At 57.8% G+C, this 21,036-nt stretch carries 19 protein-coding genes; 11 read left to right on the top strand and 8 right to left on the bottom strand.

The genetic code is table 11. The features are described 5' to 3' along the window. Window positions 1–59 precede the first annotated feature (59 nt). From ydcS to FFS64_RS06835, 3 genes are all read right to left on the bottom strand, one after another. A complete protein-coding gene (ydcS, locus tag FFS64_RS06845) occupies window positions 60–1,211 on the bottom strand; it encodes a putative ABC transporter substrate-binding protein YdcS (protein ID WP_137804728.1) in 1,152 nt (383 codons plus the stop codon). Window positions 1,212–1,293: 82 nt separating this feature from the next. Beyond that, the gene (locus FFS64_RS06840; RefSeq protein WP_137804727.1) at window positions 1,294–2,751 is read right to left on the bottom strand and encodes a gamma-aminobutyraldehyde dehydrogenase; all 1,458 of its coding nucleotides are present in this window, start codon (window positions 2,749–2,751) and stop codon (window positions 1,294–1,296) included. A gap of 146 nt (window positions 2,752–2,897) precedes the next feature. Further along, a complete protein-coding gene (locus FFS64_RS06835; RefSeq protein ID WP_020799666.1) occupies window positions 2,898–3,812 on the bottom strand; it encodes a LysR family transcriptional regulator in 915 nt (304 codons plus the stop codon). A gap of 208 nt (window positions 3,813–4,020) precedes the next feature. On the opposite strand from FFS64_RS06835, the gene FFS64_RS06830 reads away from it, so the two are divergent. From FFS64_RS06830 to FFS64_RS06795, 8 genes are all read left to right on the top strand, one after another. Continuing rightward, complete coding sequence (locus FFS64_RS06830; protein ID WP_137804726.1) at window positions 4,021–4,740, top strand: tellurite resistance TerB family protein; 720 nt, start codon at window positions 4,021–4,023, stop codon at window positions 4,738–4,740. Between the two features lie 305 nt (window positions 4,741–5,045). Beyond that, window positions 5,046–6,668, top strand: a complete 1,623-nt coding sequence (locus FFS64_RS06825) for a methyl-accepting chemotaxis protein (protein ID WP_137804725.1) — start codon at window positions 5,046–5,048, stop codon at window positions 6,666–6,668. Continuing rightward, on the top strand, window positions 6,668–7,204 hold the full coding sequence (locus FFS64_RS06820; RefSeq protein ID WP_137804724.1) for a chemotaxis protein CheW: 537 nt from the start codon (window positions 6,668–6,670) through the stop codon (window positions 7,202–7,204). Before FFS64_RS06825 ends, FFS64_RS06820 begins: the two co-directional genes overlap by 1 nt. Continuing rightward, complete coding sequence (locus FFS64_RS06815; protein WP_137804723.1) at window positions 7,201–8,496, top strand: CheR family methyltransferase; 1,296 nt, start codon at window positions 7,201–7,203, stop codon at window positions 8,494–8,496. The genes FFS64_RS06820 and FFS64_RS06815 overlap by 4 nt, the downstream gene beginning before the upstream one ends. After that, entirely contained in the window at window positions 8,493–9,176 is a 684-nt protein-coding gene (locus FFS64_RS06810; RefSeq protein ID WP_137804722.1) for a chemotaxis protein CheW, read from the top strand. The genes FFS64_RS06815 and FFS64_RS06810 overlap by 4 nt, the downstream gene beginning before the upstream one ends. After that, window positions 9,173–11,470, top strand: coding sequence for a hybrid sensor histidine kinase/response regulator (locus tag FFS64_RS06805; protein ID WP_137804721.1), 2,298 nt, complete (start codon window positions 9,173–9,175; stop codon window positions 11,468–11,470). The genes FFS64_RS06810 and FFS64_RS06805 overlap by 4 nt, the downstream gene beginning before the upstream one ends. Continuing rightward, window positions 11,467–12,477 carry a chemotaxis response regulator protein-glutamate methylesterase gene (locus tag FFS64_RS06800; protein ID WP_137804720.1) on the top strand — a complete coding sequence of 337 codons (1,011 nt, stop codon included), beginning with the start codon at window positions 11,467–11,469 and terminating at the stop codon, window positions 12,475–12,477. The genes FFS64_RS06805 and FFS64_RS06800 overlap by 4 nt, the downstream gene beginning before the upstream one ends. Before the next feature lie 48 nt (window positions 12,478–12,525). After that, complete coding sequence (locus FFS64_RS06795) at window positions 12,526–13,527, top strand: PleD family two-component system response regulator (protein WP_137804719.1); 1,002 nt, start codon at window positions 12,526–12,528, stop codon at window positions 13,525–13,527. Window positions 13,528–13,638: 111 nt separating this feature from the next. Here the strand turns inward: FFS64_RS06795 and FFS64_RS06790 are convergent, their stop codons facing one another. Genes FFS64_RS06790 through FFS64_RS06770 form a run of 5 tightly spaced genes read right to left on the bottom strand, consistent with a single transcriptional unit; the run spans window position 13,639 to window position 17,051 of the window. Next, a complete protein-coding gene (locus tag FFS64_RS06790; RefSeq protein ID WP_137804718.1) occupies window positions 13,639–13,836 on the bottom strand; it encodes a rubredoxin in 198 nt (65 codons plus the stop codon). 19 nt (window positions 13,837–13,855) lie between these two features. Next, the gene (locus tag FFS64_RS31620; protein ID WP_137804882.1) at window positions 13,856–14,194 is read right to left on the bottom strand and encodes a hypothetical protein; all 339 of its coding nucleotides are present in this window, start codon (window positions 14,192–14,194) and stop codon (window positions 13,856–13,858) included. Between the two features lie 14 nt (window positions 14,195–14,208). After that, window positions 14,209–14,922, bottom strand: a complete 714-nt coding sequence (locus tag FFS64_RS31235) for a hypothetical protein (protein ID WP_256660413.1) — start codon at window positions 14,920–14,922, stop codon at window positions 14,209–14,211. 26 nt (window positions 14,923–14,948) lie between these two features. Continuing rightward, the gene (locus FFS64_RS06775; protein ID WP_137804717.1) at window positions 14,949–15,680 is read right to left on the bottom strand and encodes a ferritin-like domain-containing protein; all 732 of its coding nucleotides are present in this window, start codon (window positions 15,678–15,680) and stop codon (window positions 14,949–14,951) included. 27 nt (window positions 15,681–15,707) lie between these two features. Further along, complete coding sequence (locus tag FFS64_RS06770; protein WP_137804716.1) at window positions 15,708–17,051, bottom strand: saccharopine dehydrogenase C-terminal domain-containing protein; 1,344 nt, start codon at window positions 17,049–17,051, stop codon at window positions 15,708–15,710. Window positions 17,052–17,497: 446 nt separating this feature from the next. Between FFS64_RS06770 and prfB the strand changes: the two genes are divergently transcribed. From prfB to FFS64_RS06755, 3 genes are all read left to right on the top strand, one after another. After that, window positions 17,498–18,593 (top strand): peptide chain release factor 2 gene (prfB, locus tag FFS64_RS06765; protein WP_137804715.1). Its coding sequence is split into 2 segments (ribosomal slippage): window positions 17,498–17,569 and window positions 17,571–18,593, totalling 1,095 coding nucleotides; the frame shifts between segments, so codons are not numbered across the junction. A gap of 70 nt (window positions 18,594–18,663) precedes the next feature. Further along, complete coding sequence (lysS, locus tag FFS64_RS06760; protein ID WP_137804714.1) at window positions 18,664–20,166, top strand: lysine--tRNA ligase; 1,503 nt, start codon at window positions 18,664–18,666, stop codon at window positions 20,164–20,166. 115 nt (window positions 20,167–20,281) lie between these two features. Further along, window positions 20,282–20,986: a TetR/AcrR family transcriptional regulator gene (locus tag FFS64_RS06755; RefSeq protein ID WP_256590339.1), complete on the top strand. Its 705-nt coding sequence runs from the start codon at window positions 20,282–20,284 to the stop codon at window positions 20,984–20,986. Window positions 20,987–21,036 lie beyond the last annotated feature (50 nt).

The following is a 21,036-nucleotide window of genomic DNA, read 5'->3' as shown; positions in this document are numbered from 1 at the left end:
TCTACCAGCTGACACGCCGCCATCGCGGGCAAGCCCGGCTCCCACAGGGATCTCCTTGACTAGCGACCGCCCATGATCGCGATGTAGTCCTGGGTCCAGCGGCTGTAGGGCACGAATTTTCCGCCTTCAGCTTGTGGGGTTTTCCAGAAGGCGATCTTGTCGAAGTTGTCGAAACCGTTGGTCTTGCAGCCCTCGGCGCCAAGCAATTCGCTTTCCTTGCACGCCGCCGGTACTGCCGGCAACGAACCGAACCACGCCGCTACATCGCCCTGGACCTTCGGTTGCAGCGACCAGTCCATCCACTTGTAGGCGCAGTTCGGGTGTTTGGCATCGGTGTGCAGCATGGTGGTGTCGGCCCACCCGGTGGCGCCTTCTTTCGGGATGGTCGAGGCGATCGGCTGTTTCTCGTTCATCAGGCCATTGACCTGATACGGCCAGGCGCCGGACGCGACCACGCCTTCGTTCTTGAAGTCACTCATTTGCACGGTGGTGTCATGCCAGTAGCGGTGGATCAGCGGCTGCTGGGCACGCAACAGATCGAGCACGGCCTTGTACTGGGCTTCGGTCAGTTCGTAAGGGTTCTGGATGCCCAGTTCCGGCTTGGCGGATTTAAGGTACAGCGCCGCGTCGGCGATGTAGATCGGGCCGTCATAAGCCTGCACGCGGCCCTTGTTCGGCTTGCCGTCCGGCAGGTTTTCGGCATTGAACAACACGCCCCAGCTGTCCGGCGCGGTCTTGAACACGTTGGTGTTGTACATCAACACGTTCGGACCCCACTGATACGGGGTGCCATAGGTCTGCTTGTTGACCACGTACCACGGCGCATCCTTGAGGCGTGGGTCGAGGTTCTTCCAGTTCGGGATCAACGCGGTGTTGATCGGTTGCACACGCTTGCCGACGATCAGGCGCAGGGACGCGTCGCCGGACGCCGTCACCAGGTCGTAGCCCCCCTTGGCCATCAGGCTGACCATCTCATCGGAAGTGGCAGCGGTTTTCACATTGACCTTGCAGCCGGTTTCCTTCTCGAAGCCGGTCACCCAGTCGTAGGCCTTGTCGCTTTCGCCACGTTCGATGTAACCGGGCCATGCCACGATATCCAGCTGACCTTCGCCGGCGCCGACAGCCTTGAGCGGCTCGGCGGCCTGGAGGGTGGCGCTCGCCAGCAGCGCGGTGGTGATTGCACTGAGCAGTGCGGTCTTGTGCACGAACATGGAATTTCCCTCTTCTTTAGTTATGGTCGGGGCAGTTGTGAACGTGGTGAAGCTTGCCGTTGGCGGCTTGTTATTAGCGTAGTCAGAGATGTTGTCCGTGGCGCGCCATGATGTGCCGCACCACGCTGTAATCCTGGAGTGAGTCGCTGGACAGGTCTTTGCCGTAGCCCGAACGCTTGAGGCCGCCGTGGGGCATTTCACTGACCAGCATGAAATGGCTGTTGATCCAGGTGCAGCCGTACTGCAAGCGCGCGGCGACTTGCATCGCCTTGTCGAGATTCTGGGTCCAGACCGAGGACGCCAGGCCGTATTCCGAATCGTTGGCCCAGTCCACCGCTTGTTCCAGTTCATCGAAACGGGTCACGGTCACCACCGGCCCGAACACTTCGCGCTGGACGATTTCGTCGCTCTGCTTGCAGCCGGCCAGTAAGGTCGGCTGGTAATAGAAGCCGGCGCCGGAATGCACCGCTGCGCCGGTCACCCGTTCGATGTGCGGCTGGCCGAGGGCACGTTCGACGAAACTGGCCACGCGGTCGCGTTGGCGGGTGCTGATCAGCGGGCCGATTTCATTGTCGGCATCGCGCTTGCCGGCGAAACGCAGGCTGCTGACCGCCGCGCCGAGTTCGGCCACCAGGCGGTCGTGAATCCCGGCCTGTGCGTACACCCGGCACGCCGCCGTGCAGTCCTGGCCAGCGTTGTAGTAGCCATAGGTGCGCACGCCTTCGACCACGGCCTGGATGTCGGCATCGTTGCAGACGATCACCGGGGCTTTGCCGCCCAGTTCAAGGTGAGTGCGCTTGAGGGTCTTGGCCGCGGCCTGAAGGATTTTCTGGCCGGTGACGATATCGCCGGTCAGCGACACCATGCGCACCTTGGGATGACTGACCAAGTGGCTGCCGACCCCTTCGCCGCCACCACAGATAATGTTGATCACGCCGCGCGGCAGGATCTCGGCCAGCGCCGGGGCGAGGGCCAGGATCGACAGCGGTGTGTGTTCCGATGGCTTGAACACTAAAGTGTTGCCGGCGGCCAGGGCCGGGGCGATTTTCCACGCGGCCATCATGATCGGATAGTTCCATGGCGCAATCGATGCCACCACGCCAATCGGATCGCGGCGCACCATGCTGGTGTAGCCGGGCAGGTATTCACCGCTGAGCTGGCCGGTCTGGCAACGTACGGCACCGGCGAAGAAGCGGAATACGTCGACCGTGGCGCTCAGGTCATCCTGACGGGCCAGGTGCAACGGCTTGCCACAGTTCAGGGCTTCGAGGCGGGCGAGCAGGTCGGCGTTTTTTTCAATGGTGTTGGCGATGTCCAGCAGCAGGTTCGAGCGCTGTTGCGGTGTGGTGCGCGACCAACTGGCGAAGGCACGGTGGGCGGCCAGAATGGCGGCTTCGACCTGTTCGGTGCTGGCTTCAGCGATCTGGGTCAAGACTTCGCCGGTAGCCGGATTGAGGATCGGTTCGACAAAACCCTGGCCCGCGACCAATTCGCCATCGATCAACAACGCGGTGAATAACGGGGTCTGCGCGCCAGCCATTTTTCGGGGTCTCTTTTTTTGTGTGGCTTCTTGTGTAGACATAGCGGCTCTCCCTGTGACTGGGGCCGGCTGTCTTTATTAGATGCATCAAGACTAGTGCGCGGCCTTGCCGTCGACAAATTCTAAATACTGAAGGTGGCGTTCGATTAAATAGATGGCTTGCGTCCACCGTGGGGCTGCTCACGGGCAACCGTCAGGAAGGGGTCCACCAACGCAGGGCGTGCAGTGCCGCGACGCCAGGCCAGGCCGACGTCGAGGGTCTGGCTCAGGTCGGCAATGGGCCGCGCTTCAATAATGTCGCCCTCCAGTGACCAGGGGCGGTAGGTCATGTCCGGCTGGATCGACACCCCCAGCCCGGCGGCCACCAGGCTTCGCACTGCCTCGGTCGAGGCGGTACGCAAGGTGATGCGAGGCTGCAGCGAGGCTGCCGTCCACATGCGCTGGGCGTTGCGGTCCATTTCATCGACGTTCAGCTGGATCAATGGCTCGCGGGCCACGTCGGCGAGGTTGATGCTGTCGTGTTCCAGCAATGGATGTTGGGCCGGCAGCCAGAGTCGGTGGGGTGAATGGGTCAATACCTCAGTCTGCAAAGCATGGCGGTCTTCGAGATTGGAAAGAATCAGTACACCGACATCGATTTCGCCGCTGACCAGCAAATGCTCGATGTAAGGTCGTTCGTCCTCCATCACGCGGATTTCGACGTTGGGGTAGGCGCGCTGGAAACGGGTGAGCAAATCCGCCAGGTAATAACCGGCCACCAGGCTGGTCACCCCGACGATCAACTGCCCGGCGACCTGGTCAGTACTCTGCTGCAGGCTGCGTTTGGCGTTGTCGACCGTGGCGAGAATCAGGTGTGCCTGGCGCAGGAACTGATGGCCCTGGTGTGTCAGGGTCATGCCCTTGGCATGGCGGTTGAACAGGCCGACTCCGATTTCCTGCTCCAGTTGCTGGATCGCCAGGGTCAGGGTGGACTGGGAAATAAACGCGGTTTGCGCAGCGGCGGAGATCGAGCCGGTCTCGGCCACGGCAATGAAATGACGGATCTGACGCAAGGTCATCATGGAGAGCGTACCCGGTGGGCGGTTTTTATCGATTTATTCGAGTGTATATCTAAATTTCTGAAAGCAGCTGCAAGCCGCACGTTTCAAGCGACAAGTTGAAAAACGGGCGGAGCAACATCTGGAAGCACTCTCGCGGGCAGACTTAGGGCACTTTCGAACTAGGCTGGTGGCCTCAAGGTTCGGTAAAACCTTTTCGTGGAGGCAGAAAATGAACACCCGTGGATTGCTCGATCAGTTGCTCAAGTCGGGCCAGGACATGTTGCAGAACAAGGCCGGTGGGGCGCAGAACAAGGCGTCTGGTGGGTTGGGCGGGTTGCTTGGCGGTAACGGCGGTTCGGGTGGACTTGGCAGTTTACTGTCGGGCGCTGGCGGCGGTGCACTGGCGGCTGGTGCCATGGGGTTGCTGCTGGGCAGCAAGAAAGCCCGAAAAGTTGGCGGTAAAGTCGCGGTCTATGGCGGCCTCGCGGCATTGGGCGTGCTGGCCTACAAAGCCTATGGAAACTGGCAAGCCCAGCAGGGCAGCACATCGAAGGCAGGGCCGCAGACGCTCGACCGCTTGCCCGCTGCGCAAGTCGAGCAGCACAGCCAGGCGATTCTGAAAGCTCTGGTGGCCGCGGCCAAGGCTGACGGTCACATTGACGAACGAGAGCGCGAGCTGATCGAAGGTGAGTTCACCAAGCTCGACAACGATCAGGAGCTACAGCACTGGCTGCACGCCGAACTCAACAAGCCACTGGACCCCAGTGATGTCGCCCGCGCCGCCCGCACCCCGGAAATGGCCGCCGAGATGTACATCGCCAGCGTGATGCTGGTGGATGAGGAGAGTTTCATGGAGAAGTCCTACCTCGACGAACTGGCGCGTCAACTCAAGCTGGAGCCGGGGTTGAAGGCTGAGCTGGAGAAGCAGGTGAGGCTGGCTACGGTGTAAGTCTCAAAGCCGCCTTCGCGGGCAAGCCTTGCTCCTACAATGGATTGATGTACACAAAACCACTGTGGGAGCGAGCCTGCTCGCGAAAGCGTATTCCGCCACGCCGTCTACTCCATGACCGAACCACGGCCCCATTCTGCCAAATCACCACTGGCACACCTCCCGCGAGATAGCGGACAGTCCCCCTCCAGAGCCAATCCCGCTTTTTTCCGGCAGGATGAGAAGTGGTGCGCACCCGTCTTATAAATGAAACACCGCCCTCGGCTATACTCCCCCGCATTTCGAATCCCCCCCGAGGACAGCCTGTGAAGAACTGGACGTTGCGCCAACGCATTTTGGCGAGTTTTGCGGTCATCATCGCCATCATGTTGCTGATGGTGGTCGTTTCTTACTCGCGGCTGTTGAAGATCGAAACCAACGAAGCGAGCGTGCGTGAGGATGCGCTGCCGGGGTTGTTCTACAGTTCGATGATTCGCGGCGCCTGGTCCGACAGTTATCTGCGGATACAAGCCATGCTGGGTCTTGAAGAAGGGCAGGGCTTCAACAATGAAGATGCCGCGGACTTCAAGGGTTTTGCCGCGCGTCTGCAAGAGCAGATGGAACTCTATCGCCAGACAATCGCCGATGATGAAGACAGGATCGAGTACGCTGCGTTCCAGAAGTCCCATGAGGAATACCACCGGATTCTGAATGCTGTGATCGATTTGCATAAGCGCAATCAGGACGCGGATGCCATCAAGATGTTCAAAGAAGAGCTGACACCGGCCTGGACGGCGGGTCGAGTGAAGCTCTATGAGATCCTGCTTCACAATAAGGCCGTGGCCGATAAGGATATTGCGGCCATCGACGACGCGGTACTCACCGCCAAAGTCATCATGGGCATTTCCTTGCTGATCGCGGTACTGGCCGCCGGCCTGTGCGGCCTGTTGCTGATGCGCGCGATCATGGCGCCGATGAACCGCATCGTGCAGATCCTCGAAGTGATGCGCACTGGCGACCTCAGCCGTCGCCTGAACCTGGAGCGCAAGGATGAGTTCGGCGCCGTGGAAACCGGCTTCAACGACATGATGACCGAGCTGACCTCGCTGGTGTCCCAGGCCCAGCGCTCCTCGGTGCAGGTCACCACGTCGGTTACCGAGATCGCCGCCACCTCCAAGCAACAACAGGCCACCGCCACCGAAACCGCCGCCACCACCACCGAGATCGGCGCAACCTCCCGGGAAATCGCCGCCACCTCCCGGGACCTGGTACGCACCATGACCGAAGTCTCCACTGCTGCCGATCAGGCGTCGGTCGCTGCCGGTACCGGGCAACAGGGCCTGGCCCGCATGGAAGAAACCATGCATTCGGTGATGGGTGCAGCCGACCTGGTCAACGCCAAACTGGCGATCCTCAACGAGAAGGCCGGCAACATCAACCAAGTGGTAGTGACCATCGTCAAGGTCGCCGACCAGACCAATCTGCTCTCGCTCAACGCCGCCATCGAGGCCGAGAAGGCCGGTGAATATGGTCGCGGTTTTGCCGTGGTCGCCACCGAGGTGCGGCGCCTGGCGGACCAGACCGCCGTCGCCACCTATGACATCGAACAGATGGTGCGGGAGATCCAGTCGGCGGTGTCGGCCGGGGTGATGGGCATGGACAAGTTCTCCGAAGAAGTGCGCCGCGGCATGTCCGAAGTGCAGCAGGTCGGTGAACAGTTGTCGCAGATCATCCATCAGGTGCAGGCACTGGCGCCGCGGGTGTTGATGGTCAACGAGGGCATGCAAGCCCAGGCCACCGGCGCCGAGCAGATCAACCATGCGCTGGTGCAATTGGGTGATGCCAGCAGCCAGACCGTCGAATCCCTGCGCCAGGCCAGTTTCGCCATCGACGAACTGAGCCAGGTGGCCGTCGGGCTGCGCAGCGGCGTTTCGCGATTCAAAGTCTGATGAGCGAACTGACGGCCAAACGCACTGCCGTGAAGCAGGCGTTGCACGCGTTGTTTCTGGTGTTCCGCATCGGTCGCGAGCGCTATGCCTTGCAAGCGATCGAGGTGGCGGAAGTACTGCCACGTCTGCCCTTGAAGCCGATTGCCCACGCGCCGCACTGGGTGGCCGGGGTATTTGCCTGGCGTGGTGCGGTGGTGCCGGTACTCGACCTCAGCGCGCTGACCTTTGGCACGCCGGCCCAGGCGCGCACCAGCACTCGACTGGTGCTGGTGCATTACCGTGCGGATGAACGTGCGCAGGCGCAATTGCTTGGGCTGATTCTGGAACAGGCCACCGACACTTTGCGCTGCAACCCTGCGGAATTTCAGCCTTACGGGCTGGACAATCCCCGGGCACCCTACCTCGGGCCTGTTCGTGAAGATGCGCAAGGGCTGCTGCAATGGGTGCGGGTCGCCGATCTTCTGGACGATCAGGTGCGTGCATTGCTGTTTCCGTCACCACCGTTTGATCCGGCGCTGATAGAGGAACGGTCATGAGCAGCGATCAGCGGTTTTTCGACTTTCTCAAGGAACGTATCGGCCTCGACGTGACGTCGGTCGGCCCGGCGATCATCGAGCGCGCGGTGCGCCAGCGCAGCACCGCGTCCCTGGTGCAAACGGCCGACGAATACTGGCGCACCTTGCAGGGCTCCCACGACGAGCAACAAGCGCTGATCGAGGCGGTGATCGTCCCGGAGACCTGGTTTTTCCGTTACCCGGAATCCTTCGCGACCTTGGCGAAGCTGGCGACCAGACGCCTGGCCGACATCAACAACATGCGCGCCCTGCGGATTCTCAGCTTGCCCTGCTCCACCGGCGAAGAGCCGTACTCGATTGCCATGGCGCTGCTGGATGCCGGGTTCAAGCCGCACCAGTTCAAGGTCGAAGGCATGGACGTCAGCCCGATATCGGTGGAAAAGGCCCAGCGTGCGCTCTACGGCAAGAACTCGTTTCGCGGGCAGGACATCGCCTATCGCGACCGCTATTTCACTGCTGAAAACGACGGCTATCGCCTTAGTGGTCGGGTGTTGGAGCAAGTACGTTTGCAAGTCGGCAATCTGCTCGACCCAGGCCTGCTCGCCAATGAATCGCCCTATGACTTCGTGTTCTGCCGCAACCTGCTGATCTACTTCGATCTGCCGACGCAAAAGCAGGTGTTCGAAGTCCTCAAGCGCCTGACCCATCTCGATGGTGTGCTATTTATCGGCCCGGCCGAAGGCAGTCTGCTGGGTCGTCTGGGCATGCGCTCGATCGGCATCCCGCAGTCTTTTGCCTTCAGTCGCCAGAGTGCTGTGGACCCAGAGCCTGGCCCGGCATTCGTTGCTACACATATGTCTACACCAAGACCTGTGCCTTTGCCGGTGCCGCAACCGGTGCGCAATGTGGTGATGCCACCGGTCGCCCGGCGCCCGTTTGCGAGCATTGCGCGGTCGGTGCCTGCGGTGAAGCCGGGTGGCTCCGATGCCGCCGCACTGCTGGCGAATATCGCCGCGCTGGCCAACGAAGGCAAAAGTGCCGAGGCCCGTGCCGCTTGCGAGATTTATCTGCGCAGCCATGAGCCCGTGGCCCAGGTGTTTTACTGGCTGGGGTTGCTCAGCGATGTCGCCGGCAGCGTCCTTGAAGCCCAGGGTTTTTATCGCAAGGCGTTGTACCTCGAACCGCAACATCCCGACGCGTTGATGCACTTGGCCGCCTTGCTGCAATCCCAGGGCGACACCGTGGGTGCCAGACGATTGCAGGACCGCGCCGCCCGCAGCGAGCGCGCCGCCGACAGTGAGCGTAAACGATGATCGCCTCCGACACCTTTAGCGTCACCCATGAAGATGCACAGGCCATCGACGATTGCTGGAACCGCATGGGTATCCATGGCGACAAGTCCTGCCCACTGTTGATCGAACACATTCATTGCCGCAATTGCGCGGTGTACTCGGCCGCCGCGACGCGCCTGCTGGATCGTTACGCGTTGCAGCAGGAAGATCGCGCACACCTGTCCGCATCGGTCGAAAGCGAGGTGAAAACCCGCTCGTTACTGATGTTCCGCCTTGGCGAAGAATGGCTGGGGCTGGCCACACGCACGCTGGTGGAAGTGGCGCCGCAGCAGGCCATTCACTCGCTGCCGCACCAGCGCTCCCGGGCCTTGCTCGGGGTAGCGAACGTACGGGGTGCGTTGGTGGCGTGCCTGTCGCTGGTGGAGTTGCTGGGGCTCGACGGTGCCGGCAGCGTGCCTTCCGACACGCGGATTATGCCGCGCATGTTGATCATCGCTGCCAATGGAGGGCCGGTGGTGGTGCCGGTGGACGAAGTGGACGGGATTCACGCTATCGATGAGCGCATCCTCGAAGCGGCGTCACGTTCCGGCACCCAGGCCAGTGCCAAATACACCCGTGGCGTGCTGCCCATCAAAGGTCGCAGCCTGCGTTGGCTGGATGAAGAACAGCTGTTGTCCGCCGTGACCCGGAGCCTGTCATGACCCCCGAGCAAATGCGTGACGCCTCTTTGCTGGAACTGTTCAGCCTGGAAGCCGAAGCCCAGACCCAGGTGCTGAGCGCGGGCCTGCTGGCGCTGGAACGTGACCCGACCCTGGCCGATCAGCTCGAATCGTGCATGCGTGCGGCGCACTCGCTCAAGGGCGCGGCACGGATTGTCGGTGTCGATGCCGGGGTCAGCGTTGCCCATGTCATGGAGGATTGCCTGGTCAGCGCCCAGGAAGGGCGGCTGTACCTGCGCCCCGAACACATCGATGCGTTGCTGCAAGGCACCGATCTGCTGATGCGCATTGCGACACCGAACAACGCGCCGGAGCCTGCGGTCATCGAAGCGTATGTCGCCCTGATGGCACGCTTGCTCGATCCGGCAGCCGCTGCCATAGCCACCATCGCAGCGGCCACGTCGCTGATGGCTGAGCTGCAACTGGAAGCGCCCGCGCCCAACGTTGAGGAACTCGCCACGGTCGTGGAACCGCTGCCTGCCGAGCCGGTGGTTGCGCCGAAAAAGACCCGACGCACGGCCGAAAACGGCGAACGCGTGCTGCGCGTCACGGCCGAACGGTTGAACAGCCTGCTCGATCTGTCGAGCAAATCCCTGGTGGAAACCCTGCGGCTCAAACCGCACCTGGCCACCATGCAGCGTCTCAAGCGCATGCAGAACAACGGGCTGCGGGCGCTGGAAAACCTCAACGTCCATCTCAAGGACCATGCGCTGAGCCTCGAAGCCCGGGAAGCCCTCGATGACGCACGCCGGTTGCTGGCCGAATCCCAGCAATTGCTGGTGGAGAAAAACGCCGAACTGGACGAGTTCGCCTGGCAGGCCAGCCAGCGCGCGCAAGTGCTGTATGACACGGCCCTGGCCTGTCGCATGCGGCCGTTCGCCGACGTATTGACCGGGCAAGTGCGGATGGTCCGCGATCTGGGCCGTAGCCTCGGTAAACAGGTGCGGCTGGAGATTGAGGGCGAAAAAACCCAGGTTGACCGCGACGTGTTGGAGAAGCTCGAAGCTCCATTGACACACTTGCTGCGCAATGCGGTCGATCACGGAATTGAAAGCCCGCAGCAGCGGCTGTTGGCCGGCAAACCGGAAGAAGGGCTGATCCGCTTGCGCGCTTCCCATCAGGCTGGGTTGTTGGTACTCGAACTCAGCGATGACGGCAACGGCGTCGATCTGGAAAAGGTCCGCCGCAGCATCATTGAACGCCAGTTGTCGCCGCCCGAGACTGCCGCGCAGTTGAGTGAAGAAGAGTTGCTGACGTTCCTGTTCCTGCCGGGTTTCAGTCTGCGCGAAACCGTCACCGAAGTCTCCGGACGCGGTGTCGGCCTGGACGCGGTGCAGCACATGGTCCGTCAGTTGCACGGTGCGGTGGTGCTGGAGCAGACGGCGGGCGAGGGCAGTCGTTTCCATCTCGAGGTGCCGCTGACCTTGTCGGTGGTGCGCAGCCTGGTGGTGGAGGTCGGCGACGAGGCCTATGCCTTCCCGTTGGCCCACATCGAACGCATGTGCGATCTGGAACCGGCGGACATCGTGCAGGTCGAGGGGCGCCAGCATTTCTGGCATGAAGGCCGGCACGTCGGGCTGGTCGCCGCCAGCCAGTTGTTGCAACGCCCGGCGAGCCAGGGTAGCCAGCAGACCCTGAAGGTCGTGGTGATTCGCGAGCGCGATGCGATCTATGGCGTGGCGGTCGAGCGCTTTATCGGTGAGCGGACCCTGGTGGTGCTGCCGCTGGATGAGCGACTGGGCAAGGTCCAGGACATATCTGCCGGGGCCCTGCTCGACGACGGATCGGTGGTGTTGATCGTCGATGTCGAGGACATGCTGCGCTCGGTGGACAAACTGCTCAACACCGGGCGCCTGGAGCGCATTGCCCGGCACAGTAACCAAGTGGCTGAAGCGGCCCGCAAGCGGGTTCTGGTGGTGGACGATTCCCTGACCGTGCGCGAATTGCAGCGCAAGTTGTTGCTCAACCGCGGCTACGACGTGGCCGTGGCGGTCGATGGCATGGATGGCTGGAATGCCTTGCGTTCGGAGGATTTCGATCTGCTGATCACCGACATTGATATGCCGCGCATGGACGGCATCGAACTGGTGTCATTGCTGCGCCGGGACAACCGCCTGCAATCGCTGCCGGTGATGGTGGTGTCCTACAAGGATCGTGAAGAGGACCGCCGTCGTGGACTGGACGCCGGAGCCGACTATTATCTAGCCAAAGCCAGTTTTCATGACGACGCCCTGCTCGATGCAGTGGTTGAGCTCATAGGAGGAGCGCGGGCATGAAAATCGCAATCGTCAATGACATGCCCATGGCCGTGGAAGCCTTGCGTCGCGCACTGGCCTTCGAGCCGGCGCATGAAGTGATCTGGGTCGCCGGCAACGGCAAGGAGGCGGTGCAAAAATGCGCCGAGCAGACGCCGGACCTGATCCTGATGGACCTGATCATGCCGGTGATGGACGGGGTGGAAGCGACCCGGCGGATCATGGCCGAAACGCCCTGCGCCATCGTCATCGTCACGGTTGATCGCCAGCAGAACGTGCATCGGGTGTTCGAAGCCATGGGCCACGGCGCTCTGGATGTGGTCGACACCCCGGCCCTCGGTGCCGGCAATGCCCAGGAAGCGGCGGCACCGTTGTTGCGCAAGATCATGAATATCGGCTGGCTGATCGGCGATAAGGGCAAGCAGGCACCCAGCGCACCGAGCCCGCTGCGCAGCTCGGCTTCGCGCCAGCGGCTGATCGCCATTGGCTCCTCCGCGGGCGGGCCGGCGGCGCTGGAGGTCCTGCTCAAGGGCCTGCCACGGGATTTTTCCGCCGCCATTGTGCTGGTGCAGCATGTTGACCAGGTGTTTGCCGCCGGCATGGCCGAATGGCTCGGCAGCGCCAGTGGCCTGAATGTACGTCTGGCCAAAGAAGGTGAAACGCCGCAAAGCGGCACAGTGTTGCTGGCCGGCACCAATCACCACATTCGTTTATTGAAAAACGGCACCCTGGCTTACACCGCCGAACCGGTCAACGAAATCTATCGGCCCTCGATCGATGTGTTTTTCGAAAGCGTGGCCAGTTACTGGAACGGCGATGCGGTCGGCGTTTTGCTCACCGGCATGGGGCGTGATGGCGCGCAGGGGCTTAAACTCATGCGCCAGCAGGGCTACCTGACCATCGCACAAGACCAAAACAGCAGTGCGGTGTATGGCATGCCGAAGGCGGCCGCGGCCATCGATGCCGCCGTGGAAATACGCCCGCTGGAAAAGATAGCGCCACGATTGCTGGAGATCTTCCCAAAATGACTACTCTTGGCAGCAATCCTGACACAGGCAGTTCTCAGGTGAACGCACATGAATGAATTACAGCTCGACGACTTCAAGACTGACGAAAATGCCGCCATGGTGTTGTTGGTGGACGATCAGGCGATGATCGGCGAGGCAGTACGGCGCGGGTTGTCGAACGAAGAAAACATCGATTTCCACTTCTGCGCTGATCCACACCAGGCCATTGCCCATGCGGTGCGCATCAAGCCGACGGTGATCCTGCAAGATCTGGTCATGCCCGGTCTTGACGGTTTGAGCCTGGTGCGCGAATACCGCAATCACCCGGCGACCAAGGACATCCCGATCATTGTCCTGTCGACCAAGGAAGACCCGTTGGTCAAGAGCGCGGCGTTTGCCGCCGGCGCCAATGATTACCTGGTAAAACTGCCGGACAACATCGAACTGGTGGCGCGCATTCGCTATCACTCACGCTCCTACATGACGTTGCTGCAGCGTGATGCGGCCTATCGCGCGCTGCGGGTCAGCCAGCAGCAGTTGCTCGATACCAATCTGGTGCTGCAACGGCTGATGAACTCCGATGGCCTGACCGGGTTGTCCAATCGCCGGCATTTCGACGAGTACATGGAACTGGAGTGGCGGCGTTCGCTGCGAGAACAAAGCCAATTGTCGCTGTTGATGATCGATGTGGACTACTTCAAGGCTTATAACGACACCTTCGGCCACCTGGAAGGCGATGAAGCCCTGCGCAAGGTCGCCACGGCCATCCGTGACGCGAGTGCCAGGCCGTCCGACCTGCCGGCCCGCTACGGCGGTGAAGAGTTCGCCCTGGTGCTGCCCAACACCTCTCAAGGCGGCGCGCGTTTGGTGGCGGAGAAGCTGCGCATGACCGTTGAGGCCCTGAAGATCCCGCACAGCTCCCCGACCGAAGGTTCAAGCCTGACCATCAGCATCGGCCTGGCGACCATCACCCCGAAAGCGGGCGGCAATTGCCGGGAGTTGATCTCGGCGGCGGACAAAGGGCTGTACCTGGCCAAGAACAATGGGCGCAATCAGGTGGGGATAGGCTGACGAGTTTTTGTATGGATTGCCAGGGCATATAATCATCGATAGTTAGTTAGGAATAGCTGACAAATTATTTCCGGTGGGCTGGGAATAATTCTGTCAGCTTTTGATAATGATTTAACTGTCTACTGGTGCGCTGTTTAGCGACACAAGCTCAAAGTCTGCTTTGGGCATCTGGCAATCCGGGCACAGCCAATCATCATGAACATCTTCCCAGAGTGTACCTGGCGGTATTCCGTTTTCAGGATCACCGATTATTGGATCATACTCGTATCCGCACACAGTGCAGCTTGCTATCTGTTTTTCGTTCAACATGTTTTTTCCTTTGATTTATTCAGAGTGCAACGGTAGCGATTAACCCAGTGGCGCCCAGAATGAAACCAATCAGAGCGCCTCTTTCCGGTAACTCTTTCAGCATGGCGTATATAACAATAGGCTCAAGAATAAGCAGAAGCGTTAGGGAAGCTACTGTCACGATCCAGATATTTCCGGTGGCTTGATAACCAAGCCAGTACGCAAAAATCAGGCATATGCCAGCGATACTGATAAGTATTATGGGCTTCAGAAATATTAATGGAGTCTCCGATGGGCGTCCGGGGAGTTTTGACGCGTATACCTCACTGTAGATGGTTAGGATTTCGCCTATAACCATAAGTGTCAGGGCTGCTACCATATAAGAGTGGTTTTTCATGTTCGGCCTTTTGCCAAGGCTGATAATATAGTCTCAATAATGGTGTTCCCAAGTTCTGCGGCGTCAAGGAGGAAGTGAGGGCCGTCGTGATCAAAAAGGAAGGTGTTCTGGTAAGCTATATTTTCAAATTTTACTATGCTTCTAAGTGTGTCTTCAGCCATGCCTAACTGTGCTGCATGATTGTTTTTTAGGATTTTAATCGCGTTTCCAAAATGTATTGCTTCGTCTGCTATTAGGTTTTTTATCCAAGTGTTGAATAAAGGATGTCCGAACTCACTATAGAATGTGTCTTTTCTGTATGTTTTAACCGAAGCATATTCGTCGTATGCGAACATGAGTAAAAGACTGAATTCGCTGGAAAGTATTTTTTCCATGTTTTCGAAGTTTGCAGTTCTGATCTTAAGTTGGTCAATAAGCTGTTCTTCGCTTGAGCCAAATAATAGGCGGTTGAGTTCAAAGAAGCCGTCGGCATGATTTCTTTCGTCTGCGAACCATAAATCCAAGTACTGTACAAAGTAGGACGAGAATTTTCCCCTCCGAGGGTGTAGGTGGTGGTAGAGGTTCACGGAGTCGTATTCTGAGAATAGATCCGCCATGAAAAAGCTCTGGTACTTAAGTTCGATTCCCGGGTTTTTCCAACCGCTTTCGGAAATGTTCTTGAAAATAGTCCTGGAACTCCAATGTCTTTTGGCGAGAAAAGCTCGATTCATTTATTTAACTCCTGAAGGATGATGTCTCATTCGTTAAATTTTTTTACGATGGCGGGTATTATTAGGCTCCTGATTTCATGTTTGGAGATGGGGAAGTCAGGAGTATTGTGATCGAGGACAAATGTTCCGGAATAAGTATTTTTTTCAAAGTCTATGTTGAAAATTTCCTCAAGTATGGAGTGTGTCTCATCTGTTCTGTCAGGGAATAGCTCTTTAGCTTTTTTCACAAAAGAGAAAAAATGAGAAATTTCATCTTTTTTTGTCTTTCTGATCCAGGTCGAAAGCTGTCCGCAGTTGAATTGGTCGTATTTGATTATGCTGCGATGATAAACGTGAGTAGTAATGATTTCGTCATAAGCCAACATGACAAGAAGCTTGAATGCATCGTCAGTAATTGTATTAATTATGCTGAAATCCGGTTGGCGGATTTCAGCTTCTACTACTACTTGGTCGAGCGGAATGCCGGTGTAAGATGAATAGATCACGGAAAATCCATAAGCGTGGTCAATTTCATCCCTGAGCCACGGATTTAGCACGTCTGTCAATGAAGCGAAGTAAATCGGATATTGCGTTTTTAGGTGCCAATAAAGGCGCCGGGCATCGTACTCTGTGATTATTGAGTCGAACAATACTTCCTTCCATTCAAGCCGTTGGATGTCACTTAGCTGGGTGTGAGGGAATCTGAAGTTTGCCAATACTACCGCAGCGTCGGGGGTAGAGCGGGTATTGGTTTTGCTAATTGTTTTTATGTAATCCATTTCTTTAAACTCCATCGATTTTTTATTTTAGTCTTGAGAGGGTGTTCGAAAATTTTTAAATGTTAACTCCTTGCAAGAGTTATTAGGTCGCCAGTCTGTTTCCTGGGTAACTATAGGTTGCCAGTATGGTTCTGCGAAGTTGTAAATGAACTGCCAGTCGAGATTCTCGGATTCCAGAACCCCGGATTCGGGATTCTGCTCAGCCCACTTCATTCCAGCAACTATGCTCGAGGTGACTTGCAAGCTTGTTGCGCTATTGTGCTTCGCCATTTTTCTTGCCTTACCTATCGAAAGATTTGAACCGAGCCAGTATGATTTGTATTTTGTGCTGATTAAAAAAATACCGAGTTCGTCGATGCCCGAAACTATGTCATCTTTTAATACCTCCCTAGATGCAATTAGATCTTCATTTCCGTTGCTGAGAAGTTTCATTGAGTCTAATGCTTGGTCGCAGGGGTGGTAAGCGTAATAGACAGTTGGGCGATATGTTGGTGTTGATGGGTCGCCTAGGGTTAAGTACTCTGCAATTGATAGCGACTCATTATGCGTTAATAAAAATGCGGTAAACTCTAGGTAGTTAGGCGACCAGCTTTTTACACTTACTTCTCGGCCTGGATCGGAAAGCTCTAGTGAGTGGGTTTTGACTGTGGCACCGAAGGGTATTTCTCGTTCGTGAGATCCCCATCCCATCTCCGCTGGCTGCAAACACTCCGTAATAAATCCATCAACTGACCATGTGCACATAAAGTTATCTGGTTTGCGAGATCTTGAGCAAATTTGGGTATCGCGCTCAGATATCTGTATAACTTGTATGCCTAGCTTGGCTGCTAGTTTTGCCCACTCAGACTGTTCTGTTGGGGTGTCATTTATATTGTTTGTGTATGCCATTTCAAGCATTGCTTTTTTTAGTAGTATGGAAATAAATCCGGGGTTTGCGCCGTGAGCAACTAGTGCTGTTGTTCCCGTATGAATTTTTTCCTGTTTTTTTAAATGCTCTCTTAGGGTGTGGTTGCTCAATAGGAGGTTGCTCTCTTGGCTATAGTACTCCCAAGGCTCGATGCAGGTATCTAAGTATATTGTTTTGTGTCGTTGGGCCAGTTCAATTAAAGCTGTGCTTGAAACTGATACGGCCAGATTCAAAAGGAAACTACTGCTGGTGAGGAGGGGTGATAAGATCTCTCGAAAATTTTCTTCGGATATGAATTTTCTGTATAAAATTACAGAATATTCTTTCGCGATATCTTTTCTGATCTGGTCGATTTCTTTGTCGAAAATAATAATTTCTGCGTTGTAATTTGTTGTTAGTAACGGTAGAAGTGCTTGGGCGATACTGCCAAAGCCTACTATTATTATTCTGTCGGTATGTCTCATAAAAAGGTCCTTTAATCTGTCGGTGGCGATGACATTTGTCCATGTGCAGGTATGGGATTTTAAATGTTCTGCATTTATGGCTGAGGGTGGGGAGTTGGTGAAAGCTATTTTCTGCTGTGATTTTTTTGCGCTGTATATTTATAGGGGGAACAGAAGTGTCGTGCAATTCCTAACTAAGTAGGAACGGTCCGGTTTTATTGAGGTTTTTTCCTGCAAATCTATCGAGTTATTCATCAAGTCGTGAATAAGTGCTATGAAGTAGTGTAGGTCTAACAAAGCGGAAGCTTCTGTATGGGCTCGTCTCGAAAATTTCAGTCTGCGACTGGCATTCAGGGCCGCTCTGAACGCTAGATTTCGACACATGGCCGCCAAGCGGACTGCCGTTCGCGGCCGTTTGCCGTTATACTCGCCGGCTTTCAAAAGTTCGCCTACGAGTGCTGCCCGCCATGGAAATCAACCCGATCCTGAACACCATCAAGGACCTGTCCGAGCGCTCCGAAACTATTCGGGGGTATCTTTGACTACGATCAAAAGCATGAGCGTCTGATCGAAGTCAATCGCGAGCTTGAAGATCCGGGTGTCTGGAACAAGCCTGAATACGCCCAGGAGCTGGGCCGCGAGCGTGCTGCGCTGGCGCAGATCGTCGAGACCCTGGACGAGTTGTCCGGTGGCCTGGCCGATTGCCGCGACCTGCTGGACATGGCCGTCGAAGAGAACGACGAAGGCGCGGTGAGCGATGTGGTCGCCGAACTGGCCCGCCTCGAAGAAAATCTGGCCAAGCTGGAATTCCGTCGCATGTTCAGCGGCGAGATGGATCCGAACAACGCCTACCTGGACATCCAGGCCGGCTCCGGCGGTACCGAGGCCCAGGACTGGGCCAACATCCTGCTGCGCATGTACCTGCGCTGGGCTGACAAACGCGGTTTCGACGCGACCATCATGGAGCTGTCGGCCGGTGAAGTCGCCGGGATCAAGGGTGCCACCGTGCATATCAAGGGCGAGTACGCCTTTGGCTGGCTGCGTACCGAGATCGGCGTGCACCGTCTGGTGCGCAAGAGTCCGTTCGACTCCGGCAACCGCCGCCACACCTCGTTCTCCGCTGTTTTCGTCTCGCCAGAGATCGACGACAAGGTGGAAATCGAGATCAACCCGGCGGACCTGCGGATCGATACCTATCGTTCCTCCGGTGCCGGTGGTCAGCACGTAAACACCACCGACTCGGCCGTGCGTATCACCCACGTACCGACCAACACCGTGGTCAGCTGCCAGAACGAACGTTCCCAGCACGCCAACAAGGACACCGCCATGAAAATGCTGCGGGCCAAGTTGTACGAGCAGGAAATGCAGAAACGCAACGCCGCTTCCCAGGCGCTGGAAGACACCAAGTCGGATATCGGCTGGGGTCATCAGATCCGCTCGTACGTACTCGATGCGTCGCGAATCAAGGATCTGCGCACCAACATCGAACGCAGCGACTGCGACAAGGTGCTCGACGGCGACATCGACGAATACCTGGTGGCCAGCCTGAAATCAGGGCTCTAAGCCGTCAGTCCGACCTCAAGTCCCCCGCCATCGGTGGGGGCAACGAACCTGTGATGGAATATTTAAAGACATGAGCGACCTACAACTCGACCCGCAAGCCCTGCAACAGGAAGAAAACTCCCTGATCGCCCTGCGCAAGGAAAAGCTTGCTGCCGAGCGCGCCAAGGGCAATGCCTTCCCCAACGACTTCCGCCGCGAAAACTACTGCGATGCATTGCAGAAACAGTACGCGGACAAGACCAAGGAAGAGCTGGCAGAGGCGGCGATCCCGGTCAAGGTTGCAGGTCGCATCATGCTCGATCGTGGCTCGTTCATGGTGATCCAGGACATGACCGGGCGCATCCAGGTCTACGTCAACCGCAAGACCCTGTCCGAAGAAACCCTGGCCACGGTGAAAACCTGGGACATGGGTGACATCATTGCCGCCGAAGGCACCCTGGCCCGTTCCGGCAAGGGCGACCTGTATGTGGAAATGACCAGCGTGCGCCTGCTGACCAAGTCCCTGCGTCCGCTGCCGGACAAGCACCACGGCCTGACCGATACCGAACAGCGTTACCGCCAGCGCTACGTTGACCTGATCGTCAACGAAGACGTGCGCCAGACGTTCCGCGTGCGCTCGCAAGTCATCGCCCACATCCGCAGCTTCCTGATGAAGCGTGACTTCCTGGAAGTGGAAACACCGATGCTGCAAACCATTCCGGGCGGCGCGGCAGCCAAGCCGTTCGAAACCCACCACAATGCACTGGACATGGAAATGTTCCTGCGTATCGCCCCTGAGCTGTACCTCAAGCGTCTGGTGGTCGGTGGTTTCGAAAAAGTGTTCGAGATCAACCGCAACTTCCGTAACGAAGGCGTTTCGACCCGTCACAACCCTGAATTCACCATGTTGGAGTTCTACCAGGCCTACGCCGACTACGAAGACAACATGGACCTGACCGAAGAACTGTTCCGTGAACTGGCGCAGCTGGTTCTGGGCAGCACCGACGTCCCTTATGGCGACAAGGTGTTCCACTTCGGCGAGCCGTTCGTGCGCCTGTCGGTGTTCGACTCGATCCTCAAGTACAACCCCGAGCTGACCGCCGATGACCTGAACGACATCGACAAGGCCCGTGACATCGCCAAGAAGGCCGGTGCCAAGGTGCTGGGCTTCGAAGGCCTGGGCAAGCTGCAAGTGATGATTTTCGAAGAGCTGGTCGAGCACAAGCTGGAGCAGCCGCACTTCATCACCCAGTACCCGTTCGAAGTGTCGCCGCTGGCTCGTCGTAACGACGAGAACCCGAACGTCACCGACCGTTTCGAGCTGTTCATCGGTGGTCGTGAAATCGCCAACGCCTACTCCGAGTTGAACGACGCGGAAGACCAGGCCGAGCGCTTCATGGCACAGGTGGCTGACAAGGACGCCGGCGACGATGAAGCCATGCACTACGACGCCGACTTCGTTCGCGCGCTGGAGTACGGCATGCCGCCGACGGCCGGTGAAGGTATCGGCATCGACCGCCTGGTGATGTTGCTGACTAACTCACCGTCGATCCGCGACGTGATCCTGTTCCCGCACATGCGGCCGCAAGCGTAAATGATTCAATTAAAAAGCCGCCTGAAATGGGCGGCTTTTTATTGCCTGTCTGGTACAAACGTATCAAATGGTTAATTTTGAAGTAGAGAGAGGAATTCCCGTCGTGAAGCATGCATTGGCTCAAGAAGGTGCAGCGGGTATCGCCACTGCGGTCGCTGAAAGTGTTCAGTACCAGGGGCGCAAGGCCAGCCGGCAGGGCAGCGAGCAGCGTCGACAGGAGATTCTCGATGCCGCGATGCGCATTGTCGTGCGCGACGGCGTGCGCGCCGTGCGTCACCGGGCGGTGGCCGCCGAGGCCGGTGTCCCGCTGTCGGCCACCACCTACTACTTCAAGGACATCGATGACCTGCTCACCGATACCTTCGCCCAGTATGTGGAACGCAGCGCGGCCTATATGGCCAAGTTGTGGGTGAACAACGAAGGCCTGCTGCGGGACATGATCGCCAGTGGCGATGGCAGTGCGCAGGCACGTTCGAAGCTGGCCGACGATATTGCGCGGCTGATGACCGACTATGTTCACCGACAACTGGTCACCCGTCGCGAGCACTTGATGGCCGAGCAGGCGTTCCGCCAGGAAGCGCTGCTGAACCCGCGCCTGGCTGAGTTGGTGCGTTCGCACCAGCAAATCCTCCTGCAGGGCTCCTGCCAGCTTTTCCAGGTATTGGGCTCGCGCGAGCCACAACAGGATGCCAAAGTGTTGACGGCTATAATCGGACGGATGGAATATCAGGGCCTGCTCAACGACGCCGAGCCGGCCGCCGAAGAGGAAATGCTCGGCATACTTACGCGTTATATGCATTTGGTGCTGGCTTCGGTTTAATCCCAAGGGTTGGGCGTTTGCCCCCTGTGGGATGGCGTGCGTTTCAAAAG

Source organism: Pseudomonas sp. G(2018) (assembly GCF_005502415.1).
In the GTDB taxonomy this organism is placed as follows: domain Bacteria; phylum Pseudomonadota; class Gammaproteobacteria; order Pseudomonadales; family Pseudomonadaceae; genus Aquipseudomonas.
Note: the sequence above shows the minus strand (reverse complement) of the source record. Positions and strands in the feature narration are given on the sequence as shown.